This is a genomic window from Actinomycetospora callitridis, from assembly GCF_028737265.1.
GTDB lineage: Bacteria > Actinomycetota > Actinomycetes > Mycobacteriales > Pseudonocardiaceae > Actinomycetospora > Actinomycetospora callitridis.
The window spans coordinates 42746-64803 of record NZ_JAQZAK010000001.1 but is presented as its reverse complement, the minus strand read 5'-3'; the positions used below and the strand labels follow the sequence as shown (position 1 = coordinate 64803).

Annotated in this window: 19 protein-coding genes; 7 read left to right on the top strand and 12 right to left on the bottom strand. The window is 75.0% G+C overall.

Translation table 11 applies throughout. The annotated features are described in order from the left end of the window. Positions 1-4: 4 nt before the first annotated feature. From PH191_RS00295 to PH191_RS00285, 3 genes are read right to left on the bottom strand one after another with little or no spacing between them, the layout of a single operon-like run. Complete coding sequence (locus PH191_RS00295; RefSeq protein WP_274192631.1) at positions 5-3055, bottom strand: sacsin N-terminal ATP-binding-like domain-containing protein; 3051 nt, start codon at positions 3053-3055, stop codon at positions 5-7. 4 nt (positions 3056-3059) lie between these two features. Further along, positions 3060-3914, bottom strand: a complete 855-nt coding sequence (locus PH191_RS00290; RefSeq protein WP_420791731.1) for a DUF3027 domain-containing protein — start codon at positions 3912-3914, stop codon at positions 3060-3062. A gap of 17 nt (positions 3915-3931) precedes the next feature. Beyond that, the gene (locus PH191_RS00285) at positions 3932-4123 is read right to left on the bottom strand and encodes a hypothetical protein (protein ID WP_274192630.1); all 192 of its coding nucleotides are present in this window, start codon (positions 4121-4123) and stop codon (positions 3932-3934) included. A 49-nt stretch (positions 4124-4172) separates the two neighbouring features. Between PH191_RS00285 and PH191_RS00280 the strand changes: the two genes are divergently transcribed. The 4 genes from PH191_RS00280 to PH191_RS00265 all read left to right on the top strand — a co-directional run bounded on the left by PH191_RS00280 (position 4173) and on the right by PH191_RS00265 (position 10096). Next, on the top strand, positions 4173-5762 hold the full coding sequence (locus PH191_RS00280; RefSeq protein WP_274192629.1) for an MFS transporter: 1590 nt from the start codon (positions 4173-4175) through the stop codon (positions 5760-5762). Further along, positions 5759-6268, top strand: a complete 510-nt coding sequence (locus PH191_RS00275) for a DUF2771 family protein (protein ID WP_274192628.1) — start codon at positions 5759-5761, stop codon at positions 6266-6268. The genes PH191_RS00280 and PH191_RS00275 overlap by 4 nt, the downstream gene beginning before the upstream one ends. Before the next feature lie 184 nt (positions 6269-6452). Continuing rightward, positions 6453-8165 carry an RICIN domain-containing protein gene (locus PH191_RS00270; protein WP_274192627.1) on the top strand — a complete coding sequence of 571 codons (1713 nt, stop codon included), beginning with the start codon at positions 6453-6455 and terminating at the stop codon, positions 8163-8165. Between the two features lie 152 nt (positions 8166-8317). Then, the gene (locus PH191_RS00265) at positions 8318-10096 is read left to right on the top strand and encodes an RICIN domain-containing protein (protein ID WP_274192626.1); all 1779 of its coding nucleotides are present in this window, start codon (positions 8318-8320) and stop codon (positions 10094-10096) included. Between the two features lie 92 nt (positions 10097-10188). Here the strand turns inward: PH191_RS00265 and PH191_RS00260 are convergent, their stop codons facing one another. Further along, positions 10189-10575 (bottom strand): cold-shock protein, encoded by a 387-nt coding sequence (locus tag PH191_RS00260; protein WP_274192625.1) that lies wholly within the window; start codon positions 10573-10575, stop codon positions 10189-10191. Positions 10576-10731: 156 nt separating this feature from the next. Beyond that, positions 10732-12381, bottom strand: a complete 1650-nt coding sequence (locus PH191_RS00255; protein ID WP_274192624.1) for an AMP-binding protein — start codon at positions 12379-12381, stop codon at positions 10732-10734. Between the two features lie 180 nt (positions 12382-12561). Here PH191_RS00255 and PH191_RS00250 point away from each other — a divergent pair, with 180 nt between their 5' ends. Further along, positions 12562-13230, top strand: coding sequence for a maleylpyruvate isomerase family mycothiol-dependent enzyme (locus tag PH191_RS00250; protein ID WP_274192623.1), 669 nt, complete (start codon positions 12562-12564; stop codon positions 13228-13230). A 4-nt stretch (positions 13231-13234) separates the two neighbouring features. Here the strand turns inward: PH191_RS00250 and PH191_RS00245 are convergent, their stop codons facing one another. Beyond that, positions 13235-14488, bottom strand: coding sequence for an amidohydrolase family protein (locus PH191_RS00245; protein WP_274192622.1), 1254 nt, complete (start codon positions 14486-14488; stop codon positions 13235-13237). Between the two features lie 80 nt (positions 14489-14568). Between PH191_RS00245 and PH191_RS00240 the strand changes: the two genes are divergently transcribed. Further along, complete coding sequence (locus PH191_RS00240; protein ID WP_274192621.1) at positions 14569-15759, top strand: phosphorylase family protein; 1191 nt, start codon at positions 14569-14571, stop codon at positions 15757-15759. 48 nt (positions 15760-15807) lie between these two features. Here PH191_RS00240 and PH191_RS00235 read toward each other — a convergent pair whose 3' ends face one another. The 5 genes from PH191_RS00235 to PH191_RS00215 form a co-directional block, all read right to left on the bottom strand. Beyond that, positions 15808-16494: a hemerythrin domain-containing protein gene (locus tag PH191_RS00235; RefSeq protein ID WP_274192620.1), complete on the bottom strand. Its 687-nt coding sequence runs from the start codon at positions 16492-16494 to the stop codon at positions 15808-15810. Positions 16495-16574: 80 nt separating this feature from the next. Continuing rightward, positions 16575-17807 carry a sulfate/molybdate ABC transporter ATP-binding protein gene (locus PH191_RS00230; RefSeq protein ID WP_274192619.1) on the bottom strand — a complete coding sequence of 411 codons (1233 nt, stop codon included), beginning with the start codon at positions 17805-17807 and terminating at the stop codon, positions 16575-16577. Continuing rightward, entirely contained in the window at positions 17804-18577 is a 774-nt protein-coding gene (locus PH191_RS00225) for an ABC transporter permease (RefSeq protein ID WP_274193643.1), read from the bottom strand. The genes PH191_RS00230 and PH191_RS00225 overlap by 4 nt, the downstream gene beginning before the upstream one ends. Positions 18578-18639: 62 nt before the next feature. Then, positions 18640-19419 (bottom strand): molybdate ABC transporter substrate-binding protein, encoded by a 780-nt coding sequence (gene modA, locus PH191_RS00220; RefSeq protein WP_274192618.1) that lies wholly within the window; start codon positions 19417-19419, stop codon positions 18640-18642. After that, the gene (locus PH191_RS00215; protein ID WP_274192617.1) at positions 19416-19820 is read right to left on the bottom strand and encodes a TOBE domain-containing protein; all 405 of its coding nucleotides are present in this window, start codon (positions 19818-19820) and stop codon (positions 19416-19418) included. Before PH191_RS00215 ends, modA begins: the two co-directional genes overlap by 4 nt. Positions 19821-19958: 138 nt before the next feature. Between PH191_RS00215 and PH191_RS00210 the strand changes: the two genes are divergently transcribed. Then, on the top strand, positions 19959-21161 hold the full coding sequence (locus PH191_RS00210) for an acyl-CoA dehydrogenase family protein (protein ID WP_274192616.1): 1203 nt from the start codon (positions 19959-19961) through the stop codon (positions 21159-21161). Positions 21162-21208: 47 nt separating this feature from the next. Here PH191_RS00210 and PH191_RS00205 read toward each other — a convergent pair whose 3' ends face one another. Then, positions 21209-21931, bottom strand: a complete 723-nt coding sequence (locus PH191_RS00205; RefSeq protein ID WP_274192615.1) for a response regulator transcription factor — start codon at positions 21929-21931, stop codon at positions 21209-21211. Positions 21932-22058 lie beyond the last annotated feature (127 nt).

Here is a 22058-nt window from a genome sequence, read left to right as displayed (position 1 = left end):
CCGTCTAGGACGACAGCGCGGCGATCAGCCCGCGCACCGGATCGTCGGCGTGCACGACGCCGGCATCGTCGACCCACGCGGCCGGGGTGTACTCGACGGGGGCGCCGCCGCGGTCGTCGTCGACGACGAGGACGCGCAGCCGGTCGTGGAGCACGAGCACACCCTCGGGCAGCGGGCGGGCCAGCGCCGCGGCCCAGGCGACGGCCGCCGGCATCTGCTCCCACGGCACGGCGCGGCCACCCTCGCGCACCGTCACGCGCACCCGCTCGGAGGCGGGCGCGAGGTCGAGCAGGTCGGCGAGCACCGCCGGGTCGCCCGTGCCGGGCAGCACGAGCGCCGCGGGCGGGAGCACCGCGACGAGCTGGGCGCGGTCGAGGACCGCGGGCGGCACGGCGCGTCCCGGGGCGGCGTCGCGGACACCACCGTCGGCGGTGCGGACGCGGTCCGGCGGGTCCACGTCGGCGACGGCGACCCGGCCGGCGGCGACGGCCTCGGCCAGCGCGGCGTGCGCGGCGGCCGCGCGCGCCGGGGGCACGGTGCGGGCGGGGTCGGCGAGGCGGGCGAGCAGGTCGGTCGCGTCCTCGGCGCACCGCACCCGGGCCTCGGTGCGCACCCCGACGGCGGCGAGGAACGCCGGGTCCAGGCGCGCCGCGACGTCGTCGGGCACCGGGTCGTAGAGGCCCTCCACCGCGGTGGCCCCGGGCAGGCGCCAGGCCGTCGGCGGGTGCCCGGCCAGGCGCCCGTGACGCCCGAGCCACCACGCCGTGTACGGCCAGGGCCGGGGGTCGCTCGCGGCCTCGACGGGGCGGGCGCCGCCGAGGGCCTCGCGGACCTCGCGGTCGGCGGCGAGCACCGGCCACGCGGCGTCCCAGCGGTCGTCGGCGACGAGCTCGAGGTCCCGGACGGCGACCAGCGGTCCCGGGTCGGGCCCGTCGCCCCCGTGGTCGGCGGCGGGGTCGACCTCCTCGGCCCACCACGTCTCCTCGTCGTCGAGGTCGTGGTCCGGGCCGGCGGGGGCGTCGTCGCGCAGGACGGCGAACCCGTCGAGCACGCCGACGGCGATCAGCGCGTGGCGCGGGTGCGCATCCGCGACCGCCGGGTCGAGCACCCCGAGCGGGCCGTCCGGGTCGACCAGCCCGCGCAGCAGGCCCTCGGGCAGGACGAGCTCGTCGGCGCGGCGGTACCCGCCCGCGGTGTCGCGCAGGGCCAGCGCACCGAGGTCCCGCTCGCCGTGGCCGTCGGCGACCAGGTCCAGCACCAGCGCGGCGAGGGCGTCGAGCCGTGCCCGCCCGTCGGCCTCGGGGCCCTCCTCCGCGTCGTCCACGGAGCGGTCGACGGCCTCGCGCAGCGCCGGGTCGGCGAGCAGCGCGGATCCCTCGAGGGGGCGCGCGCCGAGGGCCACGAGCAGCTCGCGGCCCGCCGGGTCGTCGTCGAGGCCGGGTGCGGCCACGCGCAGCCCGGGGACCGCGGCCGCGGCGAGGCGGGCGGCGAGCGCCTCGTCGCCGCCGGTCAGCAGGACGCCGCGCGCACCCGCGACCACCCGGCCGTCGGCCAGCGGCACCGGCAGGCCCGCGAGCTCCGCGCGCGTCCCGGGTGCGGTGAGCCCGGGCAGGGCGGCGAGGCCCGCGAGGACGCCGCGCCACCACGGCACCGGCCGGTCCAGCCCGGTGAGCGCGTCCACCAGCGCCGCCGGCCCCACGCGGGCGACGCCGACCGCGGCCAGGGCGGCCGCGTGCCGGGGTGCGGCGAGGCGGGCGTCGACGAGCCCCGGCAGGACGTCCGCGAGCCGCTCCGCGAGCGCGGCGAGGACCTCGGGCGGGCCCGCGGGGTCGAGGTCGAGGACCTGCGCGCCGGCGGGCGGGAGGTCCTCGGCGCCGGACGCGGGCGGCAGCCACGGCGCGGTCCGCAGCGCGTCGAGCACCGCGTCGCGCAGCGTCGCGTCGACCGCCGACGCGGGCAGCGCGGGGGCGGGGACGAGGGCGGGGCGCTCCTCGGCGGGACGGGCCCGCACGAGGTCGGGGTAGCGCGCGGCAGCCGCGGCGAGGACGTGCTCGGTGACCGGGCCGTCGCGCACGTGGCGGCGGTCGGGATCGAGCGGCACGGTGGCCAGCAGCCGGGCCGGCAGCGTGGTCCGCTCGTCGGTGGGGGTCGGCGCGTGCAGGACGTCCGGGCGCTCGGGCCCGGCGAGCACCCCGTCCCCGGGCAGCGCCCAGGTGGCCCGCCAGACCGTGCGGGCACGGTCCTCGACGGCGAGGCCGGCGAGCAGCGCGGACGGCACCTCGCCCTCGGCGCGCACGACGTGCCACCGCCGTGCGCCGACGCGGACCGTGTCGCCGTCCTCGGTGCGTCGCACGATCCCGTCGGGCAGGTCGACCGCCGCCAGCGCGGGCAGGGCGAGCAGGAGATCGGGCGCCTGCGCCGCCGCGACGGCCACGAGGTCGTCGGCGTCGAGACCGGCGCGCAGCGGCAGCCGGACCTCCGTGTCGGCGCCCGGCGGGAGCTCCGCCTCGCCGGGTCCGGTGGGCCACACCAGCCGCAGGGCCGGCGCCGCGCCGTCCCGTCGCGCCAGCTCGTCGGCGAGGCCCGGTGCGCCGGTGTCGGCGACGGCGCGCGCCGTGCGGGCGCGGTCGAAGACGACGCCCCCGGCGCGGGTCACGACCCGGGGCGCGTCACTGATCGCCGTCACCGCCGCGAAGCCGACCCCGAAGCGCCCGACACCCCCGGACCCGCGCTTGGCCGACGCGCGCAGCGAGGCCAGGCCCGCGACGCCGTCGGCGTCCAGCGGTGCGCCCGCGTTCGCGACGTGCAGGACGCCGTCGACCGCCCGCACCCGCAGGGTCGTCGTGATCCCGGCGCGCTCGGCGGCGTCGGCGGCGTTCTGCGCCAGCTCGACGAACCACCGGTCGCGGTAGCCCCCGCGCAGGAGGTCCTCCTCCGCGTTGGCGTCCTCGCGGAAGCGCGCCGGGGAGGCGGTCCAGGCGTCGAGCACCGCGCGCCGCAGCGAGGCGGTGTCGAACGGGTCGGCGCCCAGGGCGTCCGTGTCCCCGGTCGGCATCGGCCTAGCTGCGCGATCCGGCGGGCTCGGAGTCCATCTCGACGCCGTCGTCGTAGACGAGGTCCGCGACCGCGATGATCGACCCGCTGTCGACCTGCAGCTCGGAGTGCCCTCCGCAGCCGTACTCGGCGTGCACCACGTGGCCGTCGGCCGGGACGTTGCCGTTGCCGCACACCCCGAACGCGGCGCGCAGCGAGCCGGCGACGGGCAGGTAGAACCCGCAGGTCCCGCAGTGCGCCGACGCCGCGCGGGCCATGTCGGCCCCGGGCCCGAAGTCGCCGTCGGACCAGCGCACCGCCGCGTCCAGGCGTCCTTCGCGGCTCATCACGCGGGGGCGGCCCATGCCGAGCTCGTCGCCGACCTCGCGGACGCCGGGCCCGGGCACGACCTCGTCCTCGGGGAGGTCCTCGTCGTCGGCGTCGAGCACCGCGTGGGCGGGGACGAGGCGCTCGTCGTCCTCCTCGACCGGCAGCAGGTCGCCGGGGCCGAGGTCCTCGGCGCGCACCCGCTCGTGCCACGGCACCCAGCTCGGCGCGACCACGGACTCCGGCCCGGGCAGCAGGACGACCTCGCTGACGTTCACGTCGCCCTCGGGACCGGCGACGGTGACGGCCCAGTACCAGCCGCGGTACCCGGGCTTGTCGGCCGCGAAGTAGTGGGTCGCGGCGTCGGGGACGTCCTCGCCGCGCACCGCGACGACCTCCCCGACCTGGGCGGCGTCGCCGTCGGCGGTCTCGACGGCCGCGACGCGCGCGAGATCGCCCGCGGCGGCCAGGTGGGCGGCCACGGGTGTCTCCGCCGGATCGGCGGTGTCGTGGGTGTCGGTGGCGGACGTCGGGTCGGCGAGCTCGGGGACCACGTCGTCGATTGTGCCCGTCACCCGGCGGTGCGCGAGAGGCGGGCGACGTTGTCGGGGGTTCCGCAGCCCGGCGGGCGGGGATGGCTGAACCGGTGGGTCAGGGTGTCGCCGCCGAGGGTGAGGGTCGCGGTGCCCGACGGGACGCAGGAGCCGGGGACCGGCCACCCGCCCCCACCCCGTCCCCCTCCCGCCACGCCCGGTCGCCCCACGGTCACCGAGGGTGTCCCGGTCGGCGCTCCGGTCGGTCATCATGGACCCGTGACCGGACCGTTCCGGCGCCCGCCCGGCGACGACCCGCGCCACCGGCCGCCGCCCACCCCGCCGCCGGGGTCCGGGCACCATCCGTACGGTCCCCCGCCGCCGCGCCGGCCCGGGCGGCTGCCCCCCACGGCCCGCCAGACCCGCCCGTTCCCCGAGGAGCCCGGCACCGGCCCGGATCCCCGCGACACCGCCGCCGGGCCGCCGGACGACGGGGGCCCCGACGACGACCCCGGTCCCCGCAAGATCACGGTCACGCGGGTCGCGGCCTGGCGGGCCCGGCGCCTGACCCAGCGGGGCGCGCAGGCGTTCCACCGCGCCGCGTCCGCCGACGGCGCCGACCGCTCCGGGCTCACCGCCCTGACCTACGCGTGGATGGCGAACTACGCCTCCGACGCGGCGCTCGCCGTCGCGCTGGCCAACACCCTGTTCTTCTCGGCCGCCAGCGCCGAGAGCAAGGGCAAGGTCGCGCTGTACCTGCTCATCACCGTCGCCCCGTTCGCGCTCGTCGCGCCGGTCATCGGCCCGGCGCTCGACCGGCTGCAGCAGGGCCGGCGCGCGGCGATGGCGGTCTCGACGGCCGGGCAGGGCGTGCTCGCCGTCGTGCTCGCGCTGTGGATGGACACCTGGGTGCTCTATCCGGCGGCGCTCGGGATCATGGTGCTGTCGAAGTCGTTCGGCGTGCTCAAGGCGGCCGTGACCCCGCGCGTGCTCCCACCCGGCATCACCCTCGTGACCACGAACTCCCGGCTCACTGTCTTCGGGCTCGTCGCGTCCGGGGTCGCCGGGGCGGTCGCGGCCGGGATCGCCTGGCTCTTCGGCTCGCCCGGCGCCGCGTGGCTCACCGCGGTGATCTGCCTCGCCGCGGTGTGGCTCTGTCTGCGGATCCCGGCGTGGGTGGAGGTCACCGAGGGTGAGGTGCCGACGACGCTGCTGCCGATCCCCGGGCGCGAGCCCGTCGAACCCCGGCGCGCCCGGATGGGCCGCGACGTCGTCACCGCCCTCTGGGCGAACGGCACGATCCGCAGCCTCACCGGCTTCCTCATGCTGTTCTCGGCGTTCGTGGTCAAGAACGAGACCCCGGGCGCGCCGGGCGACCAGCTGATCCTGCTCGGCGTGGTCGGCGCCGCCGCCGGGGCGGGCGGGTTCCTCGGCAACTTCGTCGGGGCGCGACAACGCTTCGAGCGCCCGCAGATCCTGATCATCGTCAGCCTCGTGCTCGCCCTCGCGGCCGTCGTCGTCGCCGCGTGGGTCACCGGGCTCACCACCGCCGCGGTCGCCGCGCTCGTCGCCGCGACGACGAGTGCGTTGCTCAAGGTGTGCCTGGACGCCGTCGTCCAGCGCGACGTACCCGAGGCGAGCCGGGCGTCGGCGTTCGGCCGCTCCGAGACGATCCTGCAGCTCTCGTGGGTGTTCGGCGGCGCGCTCGGCGTGCTGCTGCCGCCGACGTGGTGGATCGGGTTCACCGTGATCGCGGTCGTGGTGGCCCTCGGTACGGTGCAGACCGTGCTGATCAGCCGGGGTGCGTCGATGCTGCCGCGGAGACGGAGCGCAGCCGAGGGCGACCCCGAGGACGGGGTGGGGCGGTGAGGGCGCTCTCCCGTCGCACGCAGGTGCTGATCGGGCTCGCGGTGCTGGTCGTCGTCGCGGTGGTGGTCGTCCTCGTCGTGCGCGCCACCGCCGGGCCGTCCTCCCCCGGCGACGTCGTCTTCGGCGCGGGCGGGGCGCGCGTGGAGGTCGGCGCCAGCCAGTTCTGCGACATCCAGGTCACCGACTGCGGCTCCGACCCCGAGGCCGCCGGCGTCCTGCGGGTCCCGCCGAACACCCCGCTGACCGTGACGGTTCCCGAGGAGGTCGCGAGCACGCCGTGGCAGCTCGCGTTCACGTTCCGCGACGCCACCGGAGCGGTCCAGCAGGGCCGCAGCCCGGTCTTCGCGCCCGGCACCACCCCGACCTTCACGCTCGTCCTGCCGGCCGCGGCGGACCAGCTCGAGAGCGCCGAGGTCCAGCAGTACGGCGCGCGCATCAGCCAGGGACCGAACGGCCTCGAGTTCGCGACGCGGGCCACGTGGGTACTGAGCATCGACGACCGATGACGTAGCGGGCGAGGCCACCCGGTCCAGGGACGACCCATCGAGTGGCCCTCGCGTGTTTCAGCCGTACGGCCCTGTGCCGGCGGGACGATGGTCGAGAACGTCTGCCTGCACAGGCAGGTCCTCGGGGGGAGCAACACACATGGTCAGGCCCAGCGCTGTCACCGTCCGTCGCCGAGCGCCCCGCGTGCTCGCCACACTGGGCGTCCTCGTCGCCGCCGTCCTGGCGCTCTCGACGGTCACCACGGCCCCGAGCGCCGACGCCGCGACCGTCCTCGGCCAGTTCCGCAACGCCGCCGGACGGTGCCTGGAGAACCTCAACAACGCGACGACGGCGAACAACAAGATCCAGATCAACGCGTGCGGGACCGCGACCAACCAGGCGCAGCAGTTCAGCCGCTGGACCGTCGACGAGTCGATCAGGACGCCGGCCGGGCGCTGCCTGGGCACGCTCAACAATGCGACCGCGGCCGGCACCTCGGTGGTGCTGCAGGCGTGCAATCCGGCCCTGCAGACCCAGCACTGGGTGGTGCGCACCGACGGGCTGGTGGTCAACCGCCAGGCCGTCCGCTGCCTCGCCCCGCTGAACAACTCGGCGACGAGCGGCACGCGCATGGTGATCGCGGCCTGCACCACGTCGACGGCGATGCGCTGGAGCGTCCCGGCGGCCTCGACGCCGACCACCCCGCCGACGACGACCACCACGCGCCCGACCACGACGACCACGACGACCACCACGACCGTCCCGCCGACGACGACCACCACCACGACGCCGCCCGCGGCCGGGCGCGACCCGATCCGCCAGCCGTTCGCGTCGAGCTCGATCTGGAACATGCCGATCGGCAGCGGAGCGGTGTACCGGCCGGCGAACCTGCCGGCGCTCCCCGGAGGCAGCACCGGAGCCCGGGTGCCGCAGGTCGACGACGAGCCGCTGGTGCTGACGCCCACGGCGCCGCTGACGCCGATCCTGGCGAGCCCCGGCGGGTGGGGCGGCAACCGGTGCGTCACCAACCCGACGACGCTCGCCACCGTCCCGATCCCGTCGAACTACGTCCTGCCCAGCGACAACAAGAACCAGAGCGCCGCGTTCCTCGCCGCCGACGGGCGCACGGTCGTGCAGACCCAGCCGCTGGCCCGGTGCGCGGCGGGCGGCCCGGCGACGAGCTACGTGCGGTTCCCCGACCAGGACATCTACGGCCCCGGTGTCCTGGGCTCGCACGGCGGCTCGGGCATGAGCGCGCTCGGCGGCTCGATCCGCGTCGGCGAGCTCCGACCGGGCAGCCAGGGCCCGCGCCACGCCCTCAAGATCAACCTCTACGCCAAGGGCGAGCTCGCCCAGTGCGCGACGCGCGCCGAGTGCTTCCGCTGGCCGGCCGTGAAGTCCGACAGCTACGCGGTCGGCTGGTACGGCGCGAACGGCGGCAACACGAACACCGCGATGCGCATGGGGGCACTGCTCGCCATCCCGCCGTCGGTGAACATCGCGAACATGGGCCTGACCACGGTGCCCGGGCGCCAGATCGCCTGGACGCTGCAGAACTACGGCGCCTACGTCGTCGACGACACCTACGGCCCGTCCTTCGCCCTCAACGCCGAGAACGGCCCGGGCGGCAACACCCGCACGCAGTTCCGCAGCGACTACGGCATGGACTTCGAGGTCTACGCCAGCTCCGCGAACGCCTGGAGCCGCGACATCCAGCGCATCCGCCAGGCGCTCCAGGTCGTCGACAACAACGGCCCGTCGTCCGTCGGCGGGGGCGGCACGCCGCGCCAGCCGCTGCTGCCCGAGCTCGTCGAGCCGCTGATCTCGATCCCGCCGACGATCCCGACCCCGCCGGCGACGACCGAGACCAGCGCCCCCGGGCCCGTCACCTCCACCCCGGCCGTTCCGGGCGGCTGACGCCGCCGGACGGAGCAGGGGCGCTGACCGAATGCGACGCATCGCTGGTCAGCGCCTCTGCGCCACCCCTGAGATCACCCATCCGGACCTTCCCGTGACAGTTCTGTTACTGAACGCTGTCGCGACTGCCGGAGCCTTGGGGGGACCGACTGGTGACGACACCGACCACTTCTTCGTCCGTCCACGGCCGGCGTCACGCGCGGCGCTCGCTCGCCGCGTCCGCGGTGCTCGCCGCCGTCCTCGCGGTCGTCTCCGTCGTGGTGGCACCGTCGGCGGTGGCCGACACCGTCCTCGGCCAGTTCCGGAACGCCGCCGACCGGTGTCTCGAGAACCCGAACAGCGCGACGGCGCCGGGCAGCCGCATCACGGTGAACACCTGCGGCCCCACCACGCCGGAGGCCCAACAGTTCAGCCGCTGGTCGGACGGATCGATCCGGACCCCGGCGAGCCTGTGCCTGGACACCGCGGGCGGCGGGTCCGGCAACAACACCGCCGTCGTCCTCGCGGCCTGCAGCACCGCGGCGACGTCGCAGCGGTGGTCGGTCCGGACCGACGGGACGATCCTCAACCAGAAGGCGAACCGGTGCCTCGCCCCACAGGGCAACGGCGCCACGCCCGGCACCGCGGTGGTCATCACCGGGTGCTCGACGGCGACGGCGCAGCGCTGGACCGTCCCGGCCGTCTCCACCACCACCACCACGACCACGACACCGACCACCACCACGACGACACCGACGACGACGACGACCACCACCCCACCGACGACGACCACGACCACGACCACGACCACGACCACCCCGCCCCCGACCGGCGGGCGTGACCCGCTGCGCCAGCCGTTCGCGTCGACCTCGATCTGGAACATGCCGATCGGCAGCGGCGCCGTGTACGTGCCCGCGAACCTGCCCGCCCTGCCCGGCGGCTCCACGGGCGCGCGGGTCCCCCAGATCGACGACGAGCCGATCGTGCTCACCCCGACCGCCCCGCTGACCCCGATCCGGGCGAGCTCCGGCGGGTGGGGCGGGGACCGGTGCAAGCTCCAGCAGACCACCCTCGCCACCGTCCCGATCCCGGCGGGCTTCGTGCTGCCCAGCAACAACAAGAATGAGAGCGCGTCGTTCCTCGCCGCCGACGGCCGGACGGTGGTCTCGACCCAGCCGCTGGCGCGCTGCGTCGCCGGCGGGCCCGCCTCGAGCTACGTGCGGTACCCCGACCAGGACATCTACGGCCCCGGCATCCAGGGCTCCCACGGCGGCTCGGGCATGAGCGGGCTGGGCGGCTCGATCCGCGTCGGCGAACTGCGCCCCGGCACCACCGAGGGCCCCCGGCACACCCTGAAGATCAACCTGTACGCCCGCGCCGAGCTGGCCCAGTGCGCGACGCGCGCCGAGTGCTTCCGCTGGCCCGCCGTGAAGTCCGACAGCTACGCGGTGGGCTGGTACGGCTCGGTCGGCGGCAACACCAACAACGCCATGCGCATGGGCTCGCTGCTCGCCATCCCGCCGACCGTGGACATCGCGTCGCTGGGTCTCACCACCGAGCCCGGGCGCCAGATCGCCTGGACGCTGCAGAACTACGGCGCCTACGTCGTCGACGACACCTACGGCCCGTCCTTCGCCCTCAACGCCGAGAACGGCCCGGGCGGCAACACCCGCACGCAGTTCCGCAACGACTACGGCATGGACTTCGAGGTCTACGCCAGCTCCGCGAACGCCTGGAGCCGCGACCTGCAGCGCCTGCGCCAGGCCCTCGCCGCCGTCGACAACAACTCCCCCACCAGCGTCGGCGGCGGAGGCACACCGCGCCAGCCGCTGCTGCCCGAGCTGGTGGTGCCGGGCGCGGCCGCGGCGCCGACCTCGGCGACGCCTCCGGCGACCACCGAGACCAGCGCCCCGATCCCGGTCACCTCGACGCCCGCCGTCCCCGCGAACTGACGGGCCGGAGGCCCACCACAGGACGCGGCGCCGGCACGCCACAGACCACGCGACGCAGGAGCGTGGTCTGTGGAACCGGCTTGCCGCGACTCCTAGCCCTCGAGCTCCCGGGCCACCGCGCGCACGACCTCGGCCAGCTGCTTGGTGTGGCGGCGGTCCGGGTAGCGGCCGCGGCGCAGGTCGGGCTGCACCCGGGCCTCCAGAACCTTGATCATGTCGTCGATGAGGCCGTGGAGCTCGTCGGGCGAGCGGCGGGCGGCCTCGGCCACCGAGGGCAGGGGGTCGACGAGGCGGACCTGCAGCGCCTGCGGCCCGCGCCGGCCCTCCGCGATGCCGAACTCGACGCGCTGCCCGGACTTGAGCGCCTCCACCTCACGCGGGAGCGCCCCCTTGGGCACATAGACGTCGGCCCCACCCTCCTGGGTGAGGAAGCCGAAGCCCTTCTCGGCGTCGTACCACTTGACCTTGCCGGTCGGCACCGTCGTCTCCCGTTCTCTGCGCTGAGCCTGCTCACGACGAAGAAGCGCCCCGGCGACCGCCGGAGCGCTGACGTCCAGCTTATCCCCGTCCGGGTACCGCGATTCGGCTGAGCGGACGCCGTCCGGGCGGAGCGAGCAGGTGGGTGCGGGTGGCGCTCAGGCCGTCGCGGTGTTCGAGAGGCCGAGGAGCTCGACGGACTCGGCGCGCATCTCGACCTTGCGGACCTTGCCCGTGACCGTCATCGGGAACTCCTCGACGACGCGGACGTAGCGCGGGATCTTGTAGTGGGCGAGGCGGCCCGAGGAGAACTCCCGGATCGACTCGGCGGTGAGGGGCTCGGTGTTCGGCTTCTGGCGCACCCACGCCATGAGCTCCTCGCCGTAGCGCTCGTCGGGCACCCCGATGACCTGCGCGTCGATGATGTCGGGGTGCGTGTAGAGGAACTCCTCGATCTCGCGCGGGTAGATGTTCTCCCCACCGCGGATGACCATGTCCTTGATCCGGCCGGTGATGTTGATGTAGCCCTCGTCGTCCATGACGCCGAGGTCGCCGGTGTGCATCCAGCGGGCGCGGTCGATCACCTCGGCGGTCTTCTCGGGCTGCTCCCAGTAGCCGAGCATCACCGAGTACCCGCGGGTGCACAGCTCGCCGGGCTCGCCGCGGGGCACGGTGCGCCCGGTCTCCGGGTCGACGATCTTCGACTCGAGGTGGGGCATCGTGCGCCCGACCGTCGACACCCGGCGGTCCAGCGAGTCGTCGGTGCGGGTCTGGGTCGAGACGGGGCTGGTCTCGGTCATCCCGTAGGAGATCGCGACCTCGCTCATGCCCATCCGCTCGACGACCTGCTTCATCACCTCGATGGGGCACGGCGAGCCGGCCATGATCCCGGTGCGCAGGCTGGTGAGGTCGTAGGACTCGAAGTCCTCCAGGCCCAGCTCGGCGATGAACATCGTCGGCACGCCGTAGAGCGAGGTGCAGCGCTCCTCCGCGACCGCCTCGAGCGTCAGCGTGGGGTCGAACCCGGGCGCCGGGATGACCATCGTCGCCCCGGAGCTGGTGCAGGCCAGGTTGCCCATCACCATGCCGAAGCAGTGGTAGAAGGGCACCGGGATGCACACGCGGTCGGCGTCGGAGTAACCGATCAGCTGCCCGACGAAGAAGCCGTTGTTGAGGATGTTGTGGTGCGAGAGCGTCGCGCCCTTGGGGAAGCCCGTCGTCCCGGACGTGTACTGGATGTTGATCGGGTCGTCCGGGGTCAGCTCCGCCTGCACGGCGCGGACGCGCGCGACGTCCCCGGAGCGGTCGAACAGACCCGTCCACTCGTCGGAGTCGATGAGCACGACGCGCTGCAGGGCCGGCCGGTCGCCGCGGACCTCCTCGATCATCGCGGCGTAGTCCGAGCTCTTGAAGCTGCGCGCGGCCACCAGCAGCGACACCCCGGCCTGGTCGAGCACGAACGCGAGCTCGTGGGTGCGGTACGCCGGGTTGATGTTGACCAGGATCGCGCCGATCTTGGCGGTGGCGTACTGCAGCAGCGTCCACGGCGAGCAGTTCGGCGCCCAGATGCCCACACGGTCGCCGACGGCCACCCCGAGCTCGAGCAGGCCCAGCGCCAGCGCGTCGACCTCCGCGACGAACTCCGCCCACGTGTAGCGCTCGCCGCGGGTGCGGTCGACCAGGGCCTCGGCGTCCGGGCGGGCGCCCGCCGTGCGGTCGAGGTTGTCGCCGATCGTGTCCCCGAGCAGGGGGATGTCGGAGATCCCCGACGTGTAGCTGGGCACGAGGGGCTGGGCGGGCGCCGTCACGTCGACCTCCGGGAGCGAACGTTGTGGTGCCGACCACGATGTCACGCGGCCCGACCCCTCGTCACCGGCTGATCGTCCCGGCCGCACGATGTCGCGGAACGGGTCCGCGGCGCAGCGATGAGTTCCCGCCCCGGCGACCGTCCACCCCCCGAGTGCCCCCGACCCGAGAGGCAGGCCCCCATGCGAGCCGCCCAGCGCCGCTACATCGACGAGTTCCTGCCCCACGTGGCGGCGGAGCGCCGCGATCTCGCCGACCAGCTCGAGACCCTCGACGACGCCGCCTGGGCGACCCCGTCGCTCTGCGGGACGTGGACCGCGCACGACGTCCTCGCGCACCTGACCTTCTCGGTCGAGGAGAAGACGCTGCCCCTGCTGGTCGAGGTCGTCCGGGCTCGCGGTGACATGAACGCCGTGTTCGACCGGGAGGCCCGCGAGCGCGCTGCCGCGATGAGCCCGGCGGCGCTGCTCGAGCGGTTGCGCGCCACGGCCGACCACCCGCACCGGCTCGGGCTCAGCGGGCCCACCGACCCGCTGGACGACATCCTGGTCCACGGCCAGGACATCACCCGCCCCCTCGGCCTCGTGCGGCCGATGCCCGTCGAGCGGGTGCTGCTCGTGATCGACGCCTGCTGGGGCAGCCCGGTGTGGGGCACGAAGAAGCGGTTCGCGGGCGTCCGGGCCGTCGCGACCGACGCCGACTGGGCGCGGGGCGAGGGCCCCGAGGTGCGGGGGCCGATCGGCGAGCTGCTGCTCGTCGCCACCGGCCGCCCGGCGGGTCTGGACGCGCTCTCGGGCCCCGGCGTCGCCGAGGTCGCCCGGCGGACGGCGCCGAGCCCGCAGCGCTCGTAGCCCGTCAGCGGTAGACCCGCGTCGTGTGCTCGGTGGTCGCGACGACACGACCACGCTTGATCACGGCGCGGCGGTGCGCGCGGTCCAGGAGGGCGTCGGTGGCGGTGGGCGCGGCCAGCAGGACGAGGTCGGCGACGGCGCCGACGTGCAGGCCGTACCCGTCGCCGATCCCGAGGATCCGCGCGGCGTCGTCGGTCGCCATGCGGATCAGCGTCGCCAGGTCGTCCGGGCCGCCCAGGTGCGCGGTCTGGGCGAGGAACAGCGCGATCTCGAGGACGTCGGCGTTGCCGAACGGGGTGAAGCCGTTGCGGATGTTGTTCGACGACAGGCCGGTGCGCACGCCGGCGTCGAGCAGGTCACGCACGGGAGCGATCCCCCGGCGCACGTTCGCGTCGTCGGAGCGCCCGCCCAGGTGCACGTCGGTGGCCGGGAGCACCACGACGGCGACACCGGCGTCGGCGAGGTCGGCGATGGTGCGCTTCCGCGCGTCGGCGCCCAGGCTCGCCAGCGACGTCATGTGCCCGACGGTGACCCGCCCCGCCATGCCGTGGGCGCGGGTGCGGTCGGCGATGTACCCGGCGAGGGCGTAGCGGGGGTCGGAGGTGTCGTCGGCGAAGTCGGCGTGCAGGTCGACGGGCACCCCGAACCGCTCGGCCAGCGCGAACACGCGGTCGACGTGGTCCCGGCACTCCTCGGGCGTCGATTCCATGTAGCTGCAGCCGCCGACGACGTCGGCACCGGCGCGCAGGCACTCGACGAGCAGGTCCTTGGTGCCCGGGCTCTGCAGGATGCCCTCCTGCGGGAACGCCACGACCTGCAGGTCGACGAGGTCGGCGTGGGACTCCCGGAGCCCGAGCAGCACCTCGAGACCGAGCAGCCCGACGACGGGGTCGACGTCGGCGTGGGCCCGGATCGCGGTCGTGCCGTGGACGACGGCCTGCTCCAGGACCTGCGCGGCCCGCGCGCGGACCCCCTCTCCCGTGAACCCGCGCTTGAGTTCCCGGGTGACCTCGACCGCCCCCGCGAGCGTGCCGTCGACGTTCGGCTTCTCGGCGTCGAGCAGCGCCTTGTCGAGGTGCAGGTGCGGTTCGATCAGCCCGGGGATCACGGCGTCGCCTGCGCAGTCGACGGTCTCCCGGGCGTCGTGGCCGGCCGCGTCCGCCGCTCCGATCGCCACGATCCGCCCGTCCCCGACGGCGATGTCGACCGGCGCGTCACGGCCGGTCACCCGCGCGTTGCGCAGCAGCAGGTCCGTCATCCGCACGCTCCTCGGCCCGTCCGGCGCCGGGACGGCGACGTCGCGCGGGGGTGCCCCCGCGATGCTGGGACGATGCGGGCATGTCCGGACCCCAGCCCGTGACGGTCGACGGCGCCGTGCTGAGCGCCGACGACGTCGAGAAGGCCACCGAGACCCTCGTCGCCACGCTCGCCGACGCCGACGAGGCGGGGTGGTACGGCGCGCTCGAGGTCGAGCGGCCGTGGTCGTCGCACAACCCGCGCCTCGACGGCGAGTTCGCCCGCGCGGGCGCCATCCACCGCTACCTGTGCCGCGAGCTCGCGTCCCTGCTCGTCCTCGGGGCGCGGATCACCGCGCGGGCGTCGCGGCCGCAGCCGCCGTTCGACGACCCCGCGTTCTTCGCCGCGCTCGACGAGGACCGCGTCGACATCCGGGCCAAGAAGCTCTTCCTGTTCTCCCCCGAGCGCATGGCGCTCTCGATCGACCGGATCGGGCACTACACCGGCACCCCGGCCGCGGCCTTCCAGCGCCACGTGCTCTTCACCAACTACGCGATGCACGTCGAGGCGTTCCTCGAGCGCTTCCCCGACGCGGACCGGCCGGCGCGCGAGGGCACGCAGATGCCCGCCTACCACCACCGCACCGAGGCCGGCGACGGCGTGAGCCTCGTGAACATCGGGGTCGGGCCGGCCAACGCGAAGACGGCGACCGACCACATCGCGGTGCTCCGGCCCGACACGATGATCATGATCGGGCACTGCGGCGGGCTGCGGAACCACCAGCAGAAGGGCGACTTCGTGCTGGCCACCGGCTACCAGCGCGCGGACCACGTCCTCGACGAGGTGCTGCCCCTCGACGTGCCCGTGGTCCCGAACCACCGGCTCAACACGTTCCTGCTCGACGCGCTCGCCGCCGCCGGGCGGCCCTACCGCCTCGGCATCGTGCACACCACCGACAACCGCGACTGGGAGTTCAACCAGCAGGCAGCGCTGCGCGCGATGCGCCTGAGCCGCAGCGTCGCCGTCGACATGGAGTCGGCGACGATCGCGACCAACGGCTTCCGCTACCGCGTCCCCCACGCCACCCTGCTGTGCGTCTCGGACAAGCCCCTGCACGGCTCGCCGAAGCTCGCCGCCGGCGCTCAGGAGTTCTACGAGGCCTCCAAGCGCCACCACCTCGACCTCGCGCTGACGGCCCTCGAGTCGGTGCGCCGCGAGCACCCCGAGGGCCTGCCCGGCCAGGAGATCCGCGCCGTCGACGAGCCCCTCTTCGGCGGCCCGCCGGACCTGTGACGGGCCTGCGGCCCACGTGAGGGATGTGGGTCGTCATGACGACCCGACTCACTCACGTGCGACGGAGTCGCCTCCGAACAGGCGACCCGCGCGGGCACGGAAGCCGCGCTCGGTGAGCGCGAGGATCGCCCGCAACGGCGGCGGGGCGTCGGCGACGAGCACCCGGCGCTCGACCGGGGTGGCGTGCGAGACCACCCAGGGCACGACGAACGTGAGCGTGGCGAGCCCGAGCGTGCCGCGGAATCGCTCCTGGAGCCGGGCGTAGTCCTCCACCCGGACCCGGTCGACGATGATCGGGAAGACGTCGCGCTCCTCGTCGGCCACGTGGCGCACGAGGAGGTCCGCCACCTCCCGCAGGACCGCGGCGAGCTCCGGGGTCGCCGCCTCGGCGGTCGCGAGCACGCAGGCCCGGTCGAGCAGGGGGTCGAGCCGCTCGTGGTCCTCGGTGAGCGCGACCAGCGCGGTGCGGTCGCCGGCGATCTCCTCGAGCAGGGGCCAGACGTCGTCGTCCTCCACCCGGTGGTGGTTGAGGATCTCGGACGTGACCCCGCGCAGGTAGCGGCGCAGCAGCCGGAGACGCCGTCGATCCGGGGTCCGCACCAGATCCTCGGCCACGGACGCCAGGCGGGTCATGTCCGTGGTCATGGCGCGGTGCACGACGCGGTAGTCGGTCAGGTCGGGCGCGGGCTCCCCCGGCGTCCGGCTCGTGAGGGCGTTCGGGGTCGTGGTGGTCATGGCACGTCTCCATCGCGTGGAAGGCACTTCCGATGGAGCCACACTAACTCGAATTTAGTCACGGTCAAACCGAATGACTCTCAGCGACCGGACGGATGCACCGCCACCTCGGTGGCCTTCACCGCGAACCACAGCTCGTCGCCCGGCTCGACGCCCAGCTCGGCGACGGCGGCCGGGGTGACGTCGGCGGCCAGCCCCTCCCCCCACGCCGGGCCGCGCCCCGAGGCGCCGGCGCGCAGCCGGACGACCTCGCCCTGCGGCTCCATCGCCGCGAGCCGCACCGGCACGACGTTGCGCGGGCTGCCCGCGGGGCGCTCACGGTGCACGGCCACCGAGCGCGGCGCGAACACCGCGACGGCCGGGTCACCGTGGTCGAGGGGCTCCGAGGCGGCGCCGGAGACCAGGGTCCCGTCGAGGGTGTGGAGCCCACCGGCGCACGCCGTGCCGGTGACGAGGTCGAGGCCGGCGATGCGCGCCGCGAACCCCGAGCGCGGGCGCGCGAGCACCTCGGCCGTCGGACCCTGCTCGACGACCTCGCCGTCCGCCAGCACCACGAGACGGTCGGCGAGGACGACGGCGTCGAGGACGTCGTGGGTGACGAGGAGAACGGTCTGACCTCCCACGACGCTGTCGCGCACGACGCGGCGCAGCACCGCCCGGACGGCGGGCGCCGCGTCGACGTCGAGGGCGGCGAAGGGCTCGTCGAGCAGCAGCAGGTCCGGCTCGACGGCCAGCGCCCGGGCGATCGCCACCCGCTGGGCCTGCCCGCCCGAGAGCTCGGACGGGCGGCGGTCGGCGAGCTCGGCGACGCCCATCTCGGCGAGCCAGCGGTCGGCGACCGCCCCCGCGGCCCGACGACCTTGCCCCGCGCACCGCGGCCCGAAGGCGACGTTCTCGTGCGCGGTCAGGTGCGGGAAGAGCAGCGCCTGCTGGCTGAGCAACCCGACCCGCCGCCGGTGGACGGGCACGGTGATGCCGGCGTCGGTGTCGGTGAGGACCCGGTCGGCGAGGGTCACGGTCGCCGACTCGGGGTCGAACAGGCCCGCCAGCGTCCCGAGCAGCGTCGACTTGCCCGACCCGTTCGGCCCGAGCACCGCGACGACCTCGCCGTGGGCGACCTCGACGGCGACGTCGAGGGTGAAGCCGCCGCGGCGGGTGGTGACGCGGGCGGCGAGGCCCGGGTTGTCGGCGGTGTCGGCGGTGTCGGCGGTGTCGGCGGTGTCGGCGGTGTCCGCGCGAAGGGCACCATCGACCGCTCTCCTTGGCTCACGGTGCCCTTCGCGCGACCCCGGCCCGGCTCCCGCGGCGCTCATCGGACCCCGCTCGCGTCGCGGGTCCGGGTGGCGACGATGACGACGACGGCCACGACGACGAGCAGCAGGGAGAGCGCCACGGCGGAGTCGAGGTCGTCCTGGGAGTCCAGGTAGATCAGCAGCGGGAGGGTGCGGGTGGTGCCCTGCAGGCTGCCGGCGAAGGCGACGGTCGCGCCGAACTCCCCGAGCGCACGGGCGAAGGCCAGCACGGCGCCGGAGACCAGGCCGGGCAGGACGACGGGGATCGTGACGCGGCGCAGGGCGGTCATCGGCGAGGCGCCGAGGGTCGCGGCCACCGCCTCGTAGCGGTCGCCCGCCGTGCGCAGCGCGCCCTCGAGGCTGACCACGAGGAACGGCATGGCGACGAAGGTCTGGGCGATCACCACGGCCACGGTGGAGAACGGCACGGTGACCCCGAACCAGGCGTCGAGCAGCTGCCCGACCGGCCCGGTGCGCCCAAGCAGGAACAGCAGCGTGAGGCCGCCGACCACCGGCGGGAGGACGAGCGGCAGCAGGACGATCGAGCGCCAGACGGGCAGACCGGGCAGGTCCGACCGGGCGAGCACGAGCGCGAGCGGCGTCCCGAACAGCAGGCACAGCGCCGTCGAGGTCAGCCCCGTCTGCAGCGAGAGCCGCAGGGCGTCGAGGGCGGCGTCGCTGGTGATCAGCGTGAGGAAGTTCGGCCAGTCGGCCCGCAGCACCAGCCCCGCGACCGGGACCGCGATCAGCCCGAACCCGACGACCGCGGGCACCCACACCGGCCACGGCAGGGTGTGCCCCGTCGAGCCGGTGCGGCTGCTGCGGGTGCGCGGCGACGAGGGGGCGGCGCGCGTCACCTCAGCCGGAATCCCGCCTGGGTCAGCGCGGCGTCACCCTGGGGCCCGGTGACGAACCGGATCCAGCTGTCGGCGAGGCCGGCGTCCTGGCTGCCGGCGACCGCGCCGATGAGGTAGCTCTGCGCCGCACCCTGGGCGGTGGCCTGCGGGAAGTCGATCCCCTGCACCTGCCCGTCCGCCGACCTCACGTCGGTGACGTAGACGAGGCCCGCGTCGACGTTGCCGGTGGTGACGCGCTGCAGCACGGAGCGGACGTCCTGCTCCTCGCTGACCGGGTCGAGGGTGACGCCCGCCGCGCGCTCGGCGGCCTCGGTGGCGGCGCCGCACGGCACGGCCGGGGCGCAGACCGACTCGGTGACCTGCGGGCCGACGAGGGACGGCAGGCCGGTGACCTGCTTCGGGTTGCCCGGCCGGACCGCGACCTGGAGCTGGTTCGTCGCGTAGGTGACCGGCTGGCCCTGGATGCGGCCGGCCTGCTGCGCGGTCTGCATCGTGCGGGTGCTCGCGGTCGCCAGGACGTCGGCGGGCGCGCCCTGCACGATCTGCTGGGCGAGCGTGTCCGAGCCGCCGAAGTTGAGGCGGACCTCGGTGCCCGGCTCGGCCTGCTCGAACTGGGTCTTGAGCTGTCCGTAGACGTCGGTGAGCGATGCCGCGGCCGAGACGGTGAGCGTGCGCGGGGGCGCCTGCTGCTCGCCGCCGGAGCCCCCGCACGCCGCCACCCCGAGGGCGACGGCGGCGGCCAGGGCCGCGAGGACGAGTCGGGGGACGCGGGTCACGCCATGCCCCCGGGCGTCTCGACGATGATGTGCGTCGCCTTCACGACCGAGACCGCCAGCGAGCCGACCTCGAGCCCGAGCTCCTCGACCGCCTCGGTGCTCATCAGCGACACCACCCGGTGCGGCCCGCACTGCATCTCCACCTGCGACATCACCTTGTCGCTGGCGATCGCGGTGACGAGGCCGACGAAGCGGTTGCGGGCCGAGCGCCCGACGCCCGAGGGGTCCGGGACGCTGTGGGCCTGGGCGCGGGCGAACGCGGCGAGGTCCGCCCCGGCGATGACCTTGCGCCCGCTCGCGTCCATCGAGACCGGCAGGGCGTCCCCGTCGGTCCACCGGCGGACGGTGTCATCGCTGACGCCCAGCAGTCGGGCGGCCTCGGCGATCCGGAAGTGCGTCACGTCCGGGGAGTCTAGAGCCGCCGATGCGCCTGTACAGCCCCGGACCTCGCCGCAGGTCCGGCGCGGCGCCTGCGACGGCGCCGGCGACGGGCGTCACTGCCCTCGCGCGCAGGCCGGGAGCGGTGGGATGGTGCGGGAGTGGACTTCGCACCCAGTGCCGCGGCGCAGGACTACACCGACCGCATGCGGGCCTTCCTCGACGAGGCCGTGCTGCCCGCCGAGAAGGTCTACGAGGAGTGGCGGGAGGAGCGGCGCGGGACGACCGCCGAGCACGAGCTGCCGCCGATCGTCGAGGACCTCAAGGCCGAGGCCCGCCACCGGGGCCTGTGGAACCTCTTCCTGCCCGACGTCTCGGGCCTGTCCAACCTCGAGTACGCGCCGGTCGCCGAGGTGTCGGGCTGGTCGCCGGTCATCGCCCCCGAGGCGATCAACTGCCAGGCGCCGGACACCGGCAACATGGAGACGATGCACCTGTTCGGCACCCCCGAGCAGAAGCAGAACTGGCTCGAGCCCCTGCTCGCCGGCGAGATCCGCTCCGCGTTCGCGATGACGGAGCCCGCGGTCGCCTCCTCGGACGCCACCAACATCACCACCTCGATCCGCCGCGAGGGGGACGAGTACGTCATCACCGGCAAGAAGTGGTGGATCTCCGGCGCGTCCGACCCGCGCTGCCAGATCTTCATCGTCATGGGCAAGACGGACGTCGACGCCCCGACGCACCGCCAGCAGTCGATGGTGCTCGTCCCCCGCGACACCCCGGGGCTGACGATCAGCCGCGCCCTGCCGGTGTTCGGCTACCAGGACCAGCACGGGCACTGCGAGATCGAGCTCAACGAGGTCCGCGTCCCGGTGACGAACCTCCTCGGCGAGGAGGGCGGCGGCTTCGCCATCGCCCAGGCCCGCCTCGGCCCCGGCCGCATCCACCACTGCATGCGCCTCATCGGCATGGCCGAGCGCGCCGTGGACGCCATGGTCCGGCGGGCGAACGAGCGCGTCGCGTTCGGCAAGCCGCTGTCCGAGCAGGGCGTCGTGCGCGAGCAGATCGCGGAGAGCCGCATCGAGATCGAGCAGGCCCGCCTGCTCGTGCTCAAGGCCGCCTGGATGATCGACAACGTCGGCTCGCGCGGCGCGGCCACCGAGATCGCCGCGATCAAGGTGATCTGCCCGCGGATGGCGTGCAGCGTCATCGACCGCGCGATCCAGATCCACGGCGGCGGCGGGGTGTCCGACGACTTCCCGCTGGCCTACGCCTACTCCTGGGCGCGCGCCCTGCGCCTGGCCGACGGCCCGGACGAGGTGCACCTGCGCACCGTCGCGCGCCAGGAGATCAAGGCGCACTGAGTACGTGAGCGATGTTCCCGGCTATAGCCGGGAAGACCACGCACGGGTCAGGCGCGGGCCGAGCGGGCCGAGCGGCTCGGCGCGGGCGAGAACAGGCCCAGGCGCCAGGCGTGGCTGACCGCCTGCGCGCGATCGCTCGCCCCGAGCTTGCGGAACAGGTGCCCGGTGTGGGACTTGACCGTGTGGTCGGAGAGGTAGAGACGCCGGCCGATGTCGGCGTTGGTCAGCCCGCGGCTGACGCCGATGAGCACCTGCACCTCGCGCACGGACAGCTCGAGGCGCTGCTGGGCCTCGAGGTCGACCACCACGTCGCGCAGGGCCCCGTCGCCCACCATCTCGCCGGCGGGGGCGCCCGCGGGGCGCGGCACGAGGTCGTCGCCCGCCGCCGTCGACGCCGCGCTGCGCACGAGTGTGCGGATCATCGCGCGCGGTGCGTCCCAGCGCAGGAAGCCCGCGGCCCCCTCCGCGAGGGCCTGCTGGGCGGGCGCGTCGGCGCCCGCCGAGCCCGCCACGAGGACCGCCGCGCCCGGGACGTCGGCGAGGACGCGGCGCACGACCGCCAGCCCGGTCGGCTCGGTCTCGGAGATCCCGACCACCGCGAACGCCCGCGGCGTCGCGGCGAGGCGCGCGAGCAGATCGTCCGCGTCCCGGGCGGCGGCGACCGGGTCGGGGGCGGCGACGGCGCGGACGAGCAGACGCAGGCGACGACGGTCCTGCGGTCGCTCGTCGTGGACCACACAGGTCGCGCCGGTCCCCCCGTCGTCAGACACCCCGGTAGAGGTACCTCATCGGGACGATCTCCGGTGCAACGACGCGCCACGCGACGATCCAGGGAATGACAGGGGTGTAAGTCGCCGGATCGGGTATCACCCACATGCGTCTCGCGTGTTTCGCTTG

Excerpts from the sequence above, each read along its gene's own strand:
- PH191_RS00295 (WP_274192631.1), bottom strand. The coding sequence starts at position 3,055 with ATGCCGACCGGGGACACGGACGCCCTGGGCGCCGACCCGTTCGACACC.
- PH191_RS00230 (WP_274192619.1), bottom strand. The coding sequence starts at position 17,807 with ATGAGCGCCGCGGGAGCCGGGCCGGGGTCGCGCGAAGGGCACCGTGAG.
- PH191_RS00250 (WP_274192623.1), top strand. The coding sequence starts at position 12,562 with ATGCGAGCCGCCCAGCGCCGCTACATCGACGAGTTCCTGCCCCACGTG.
- PH191_RS00245 (WP_274192622.1), bottom strand. The coding sequence starts at position 14,488 with ATGACGGACCTGCTGCTGCGCAACGCGCGGGTGACCGGCCGTGACGCG.
- PH191_RS00240 (WP_274192621.1), top strand. The coding sequence starts at position 14,569 with ATGTCCGGACCCCAGCCCGTGACGGTCGACGGCGCCGTGCTGAGCGCC.
- PH191_RS00235 (WP_274192620.1), bottom strand. The coding sequence starts at position 16,494 with ATGACCACCACGACCCCGAACGCCCTCACGAGCCGGACGCCGGGGGAG.